This window comes from Streptomyces sp. NPDC006265, from assembly GCF_040613555.1.
Lineage (GTDB): Bacteria > Actinomycetota > Actinomycetes > Streptomycetales > Streptomycetaceae > Streptomyces.
Genome location: NZ_JBEXSH010001274.1, coordinates 1 through 1,845 on the forward strand (window position 1 = coordinate 1; position 1,845 = coordinate 1,845).

Below are 1,845 nucleotides of genomic sequence, written 5' to 3' on the forward strand. Positions count from 1 at the left end.
CAGCACCGACTCGGGGTGGAACTGCACCCCGGCGAACCCGGGCGCCCGCAGCGCGTGCACCTCACCGTCGGCCGCCCGGGGCCGCCCGCAGCGCATCGTCACGCACGCCGCCACCCGCGACGCCGCCGAACTCATCGGCCGCGACCTGACCGAGCACGGTTACGGCGTCGAGTGCGCCCTGCTGCAGTCCGTCGAACTCGACACCCGGGCCTGGGCGGAGAAGGAGCGGAGTGTCGCGTTCCTGCTCAGCGGCGTGCTGCCGCGGCGCGGCGCCTGATCCCGCCGCCGTCCCCGTGATCGGGTTGTCGTACTGCGCGCGGTAGGCTGGCCGATCGCTGCACCGCACAAGGACGCCCGGCGCTTCGTCGGTCAATGTCCGGAAAACCCGCCCGTTTTGGGGTGTGTGTGGTACGGCAGAACCGGAGGACGCGCAACGTGGCGCAGTCCACAGCGGAACCGTCGCGGATCAAGCTGCCGTGAGAGGGCTACGGCCGCAACAATGCCAGTGAATGGCTTTGTCGCCTTTTCCGGGCGGACCGTTCGTGCCGCTGGGGACGCACGCTCGTTCTTCACTGCGGGGCGGTCGGTGCGCCGTTCCGGGCGAGCAGGTCGTAGGAGCACTAACCGATGGGCGAGGGGTACGCATGACCGACACCGGCCAGGTCCCGGGCGAGGGACTGCCGGAGAGCGCAGGCATGGTGGAGCAGCCGGGCACCCCCGCGCCCGGTGCGTACACCTACCTCTCCGAGACCACCGCCGAAACCGAGGACGAAGACCTGCTGCTGCCGGGAGCGCAGGGCGCCTGGGGCAACGAGGTCCCTCCGCCCGCACCGGAGCCGGTCCTGGAGACCGTGCACCAGCCGGGCCCGCACGAGATCTCCGGCCGCGACAGCGGCTCGGTCGACCTCAGCGCGGTCCGTCTGCCCGACCCGCCGCCGATCCCGCCCATCACCCCGCGTCGGCCCCTGCACCTCGGCCCGCCGCTGCCCGACAGCTCCGCCAGCCCGGTCCGCTCCCTTGCCGATCGCGGCCCCGCGGACGCGCCCGTTCGCCAGCCGGTGCCGGCCTCGGCCGGCCCCGAGTACCTCGACGGCTCCCGCGCCCCCGAGGCGGCGGCCTCGCCGCCCGCCGCGCCCTGGGGCGCACCGGTCACGACCCCGGCGCCGGTGAGCGCCGGGGTGGCGCCTGCGGAAACGGTTGTTCCGGCAACGGAACCGATGGGCACGGCCCAGGGGATCGCGCCCGGCGTGACGGCGGATGTGACGCCGGACGTGACGGCGGAGACGAGCCACACGACACCGCCGGTACCGACACCGACACCAGCACCGGCAGAGGCGGAGCGGACCGCTCACGCCGAGCAGCCCGCGAGTGAGCCGACGGCTCCCGCCGAGGCCGGTTGGACTCCTGTGGGTGACTCCGTGGCCCCGGGTGCCGTACCCGCGACCGAGCAGGGTCAGATCCCTGAGGGTGGCCCCGCTGGTGCGGGCGTCGGCCCGGAAGGAGCCCAAGCCGCCGTCGCGGAGCAGGTCGTGCCCGCGCAGGTGGACTCCGCAGAGCCGGGTGTGGACGCGGTAGCGGGCCAGGTGGCCGCCGCCCAGGCCGGTCTGGCCGCCGCCGGAGACACCGCCCAGGCCGGCCCTGCTCCTGCCGGTGACCCCGCCGGTGCGGTCGAGGCCCAGGTGGCCGAGGCCGGGTACGCGGTTCCCGAGCAGGCCGTGGCCGTCGCGGGCGACCCCGCCGACGCCGTAGCCGCTCCATGTCCGCAGGCGAACCCTTGGACTCATTCATCTAGTCGAGCGTGGACGCGGATGTCGCCGCCGTGCGGGGTGATGTCACATCCGTGCC

At 74.4% G+C, this 1,845-nt stretch carries 2 pseudogenes; both read left to right on the forward strand.

The features are described from left to right. Positions 1 to 277 (forward strand): annotated as a pseudogene (locus tag ABZ281_RS47940) (hypothetical protein); the annotation flags it as partial. A 367-nt stretch (positions 278 to 644) separates the two neighbouring features. Continuing rightward, positions 645 to 1,845, forward strand: a pseudogene (locus ABZ281_RS47945) (5,6-dimethylbenzimidazole synthase); the annotation flags it as partial.